Source organism: Sporosarcina sp., assembly GCF_029257255.1.
Classification (GTDB): domain Bacteria; phylum Bacillota; class Bacilli; order Bacillales_A; family Planococcaceae; genus Sporosarcina.
In genome coordinates this window covers 1-3969 of sequence record NZ_JARICI010000016.1, presented here as the reverse complement: position 1 = coordinate 3969, position 3969 = coordinate 1, and the positions used below count along the sequence as shown (strand labels likewise).

Here is a 3969-nt window from a genome sequence, read left to right as displayed (position 1 = left end):
TTTGCACTTATCGGTTTTTGGTTATAGGTTAAATACTCAATATTCATATTTTCCTCCCGATCAAAACAAAGGAGCAACCCTTTGCTTATTCCGTTAAATGGCCAAGTTTGTTGACAACTGAATATATACATATTCTACTGATATTACAACAGGATTACCACCAAATTCCTTTTTTATAAATAAAAAAGCACCGCTAATTGCGATGCTGATTGTTGTTCTAATTTAATGTTAATTCGCTTGTTATTTCAACTTTTGTACACGAGCTAATGTACGTTCACGTTTATGCTCATACTGCGTATCCGCAGACTCTTTACGTTTTTTAAAGATGTAATAGCCGAGCATAGCAGAACCGTAAATACTACCGAGTTTCTTATTCTGTTCCGAAGTTGCGGTATGATCGCCTTTTTGCTGAACCGATGAAGAAACATCGACCAATGAAGAAGTCAGTGCCTGTGCGGATTCACCTAAATCACCTACCACATGAAACAACGGCGTTAAGTTTTCAATTTTCGTATTCATATCTGCCAATGTATGATTACTGTTTTTAATTAAATTTCCTGTCTCATCTAAAATGCCGTTGAGCTGACGAGGAAGCTCCCCTACTGTTTTATCTACATCCTGTAAAATGTTTCCGACTTGCTGCAGCACTTTAGAGAAGTAAATCGCCAAAATGATAAAGGCGATTCCAATTAAGATGACGCCAATTCCTATGAGATCCATTGTTATACCTCATTTCTGCCAGTTTTTTTTGTGCTTTCTTTTCCGCGTTTCCACGAACGCAGCAAAGTTGAACCGAATTCCCCGTATTGAATAGCTTGGATAAAAGGCTGTGTCCCGGGAAGTGATCCGTCTTCTTCATACTGTCTAGTCCGTTTTGATACTTCTTCACTTAAATATTGGGTTGACCGTCCGACATTTTCAATCGTTGCGAACATTGGAGTCGTTGCTTCCAATTTCACTTGGACATCTGTCGCCAATTGCTCTGTTTCATTGAGCAGTCCACTTACATATTCCATGCTCTCGTCCAAATTCTCTTCCACCCTTTTTGCTGTGTGGGTGACCGTCAACAGCAAGTGTGATGACTTTGTCAGCAACATAGAGAGATAAATGGCCACAATTAAAAAAGCGATTGCTATAAATAATACACCAAGATATGCCATACGTCGTTCCTCCTTTCGCAAAAGTGAATACACCTTACTATTCTATACCACCCAGCGTTTTTCTAAAACATCACAAAAAATTGCTCCTTCTACAATAGAAGGAGCAATTTTTTGTGATGTTTATTCTTCGTGACGACCAACGCAGCGCTCACACTCATAAATTACTGACTCATGCTTCTCTGTAAACTTATCTCCACACTCTGGACAAACTTTCTCCACGTTGTTTCTCATCTCATTATTCATTTTCATCATAAATTCCTCCATTCATAATGTGTGATTCGCTGTACTGATACAGCATCTGTTTGATTGATACTAATATATAACAGAACGAATAATTTTGTCACTGCTTTTGGATAAAATCTATTATTCTGCGATAGAATCCAAAAGAGGCGGATGAATGATGAAAATTTAGAATTGAACAATAATTTAGAGCGCCTTTAATATGCGCTCTACATTGTAAGGCTGTTACATAAGTAAATCGTATACCATGACCGCTGCAATGATCACGAGTATTACCACAAACACCGTCCATTGTGCATTATCCGGCTTTTCAGGTCTACTGTCCCATTTCTGCATAGGTAACGCTCCCTTTCAGTTTATACAGTATTTACACTTCAATTATTAGTTTTCCCCTCTCTTATGATATTAAACGCTGGAATGATTTCGGTAAAAATAATTCTTCACTTTATTCATGAAAATAGTAAATCTCATTAAATGATAGCAGAATAAATTAAGTAATCGCTTACATTTATCGGTGATTATACTTTTGCGAAAAATTTATAAAATAAACGCGCAATTTAGAACTTTCTTATGTTCACAACGTTTTATTCATGTTATTATGAGTAAACGTTAAATCGTTACGGAGGTTAGAGAATTAATTATGAAGGTGAAAAATATGGAAACCAAAAGTGTTCAAGTAGAAGAAATTTTAATTGCTAACCAACTGCTGAAAGACGTAGTAGCTCATACACCGTTACAAAAGAATGAGCGTCTATCGGAAAAGTATGATTGTCATGTGTACATTAAGCGTGAAGATCTGCAGCATGTGCGTTCTTTTAAACTGCGAGGCGCTTACTATAAGATGAAACGCATTGAAACAGAAGCACGCCAGGCAGGGATTGTGTGTGCCAGTGCAGGTAATCATGCACAGGGCGTAGCGTATGCATGTGCGCATCTTGATATTGACGGAAAGATCTTAATGCCACAGACAACTCCTAAACAAAAAGTAAATATGGTGAAAATGTTTGGCCGCGACCGAATCGAAATTATTTTGGTCGGCGACACGTTTGATGACTGTTTTGAAAAAGCCATTGAATTGACGGATAAAGAGAAACGAATTTTCATTCATCCTTTTAATGACCGGGATATTATTGCTGGTCAAGCTACAGTAGCAGTTGAAGTAATGAACGATATTGAAGAGCCAATTGATTACGTTTTCGCAAGTATCGGCGGCGGCGGTCTCATGTCCGGAATTAGTACGTATATCAAAAACTTATCACCGCACACTCGAATGATTGGCGCGGAACCTGCAGGCGCGGCCAGTATGAAAGCTTCTATTGAAGCACAAAAAGTTGTACCATTGGCTACGATCGATAAATTTGTGGACGGAGCAGCAGTGAAATGTGTAGGCGATTTAAACTACGAAATCTGCAATCAATATGTAGAGAATATCGTCAGCGTACCTGAAGGTAAGGTTTGCACCGCGATCTTAGACTTATACAATGAGCACGCGATCATTGCAGAACCTGCAGGCGCCCTTCCTATTGCGGCACTTGATTTCTATAAAAATGAGATTAAAGGAAAATGTGTGGTTTGTGTAATTAGCGGTGGTAACAATGATATCGGCAGAATGCAGGAAATTAAGGAAAAGTCTATGATTTATGAAGGCTTACTTTATTATTTCCTTGTGGATTTCCCGCAACGCGCAGGTGCATTGCGACAATTCCTTGATACGGTGCTGGGGCCAGATGATGATATTACCATGTTTGAATATACGAAGAAAAACAATAAAGAAAGCGGCCCTGGCTTAGTTGGCGTAGAAATCAAACGTAAAGAAGACTACAACGGTCTAATTGAACGAATGGAGCAAAATGGTTTTCCTTATAAAGAAGTAAACAAAGACAGCTCCTTGTTTGGACTGTTAATCTAATGATGAAAAGCGTTTGGTGTGCACTGCATACCAAACGCTTTTTCATGTTCATTCCTTAAACGAGACTTCGAAAAAATATTACCCAATTAATTATTTGGGTAATTTATTATTAAAACCTATCCATTATGCACATGCTGTATTTACATAAGAAGCATTCTTTTTATGAAATTTACAGAAAGACGGTGACACTGACATGAACAATCGGCATAGAAAAATAAGTATAGCCGTACTTTTCATCATTCCCCTACTGTTGCTTGCCAGTATCGCAGTTCCTCACTTCACTACGCTTCGAACAGGAGCGGATGTCTATTTACAGACTGAACCCATTACCAAAAAAGATCAAAATGAAAACTATATCTTCTTGCGCTACGAAGTAGAAAAGGTACCTAAAGAGCGATTAACTGCTAATTTGGTAAAACAATTAAAACAACCAAAAGATTTAGGTATGACGAAAGTCTACGGTATATTGGAAAATCAGAATGGCGTGCATCAACTCGTCTCGTTAAGTGAAAAAGAACCCGCTGACGGTGTCTATCTATCAGGCTGGCTACCACAAACAACTGAACGAGAATACCGGGAAATCGATCATTATGTCGTCAACTTCGGTCTCGATTACTTTTATGTACCAAAGAAAGGCCATCGTGTTGCAGCGGACAGTCA

The 3969-nt window shown here is 38.4% G+C and carries 5 protein-coding genes; 2 read left to right on the top strand and 3 right to left on the bottom strand.

Features of this window, described 5'->3' with window-relative positions; genetic code table 11:
* Positions 1-240 precede the first annotated feature (240 nt).
* The 3 genes from Q1J64_RS04265 to yhfH all read right to left on the bottom strand — a co-directional run bounded on the left by Q1J64_RS04265 (position 241) and on the right by yhfH (position 1391).
* A complete protein-coding gene (locus Q1J64_RS04265; RefSeq protein WP_301107850.1) occupies positions 241-720 on the bottom strand; it encodes a DUF948 domain-containing protein in 480 nt (159 codons plus the stop codon).
* 2 nt (positions 721-722) lie between these two features.
* Positions 723-1160, bottom strand: a complete 438-nt coding sequence (locus tag Q1J64_RS04260; RefSeq protein WP_301107849.1) for a DUF948 domain-containing protein — start codon at positions 1158-1160, stop codon at positions 723-725.
* 120 nt (positions 1161-1280) lie between these two features.
* Positions 1281-1391: a protein YhfH gene (gene yhfH / locus Q1J64_RS04255; RefSeq protein WP_301107851.1), complete on the bottom strand. Its 111-nt coding sequence runs from the start codon at positions 1389-1391 to the stop codon at positions 1281-1283.
* A 649-nt stretch (positions 1392-2040) separates the two neighbouring features.
* Here yhfH and ilvA point away from each other — a divergent pair.
* Together ilvA and Q1J64_RS04245 are read left to right on the top strand one after the other, a co-directional pair.
* Positions 2041-3309: a threonine ammonia-lyase IlvA gene (ilvA, locus tag Q1J64_RS04250; RefSeq protein ID WP_301107848.1), complete on the top strand. Its 1269-nt coding sequence runs from the start codon at positions 2041-2043 to the stop codon at positions 3307-3309.
* Positions 3310-3502: 193 nt separating this feature from the next.
* On the top strand, positions 3503-3969 hold a 467-nt coding region (locus Q1J64_RS04245), incomplete at its 3' end, for a GDYXXLXY domain-containing protein (protein WP_301107847.1).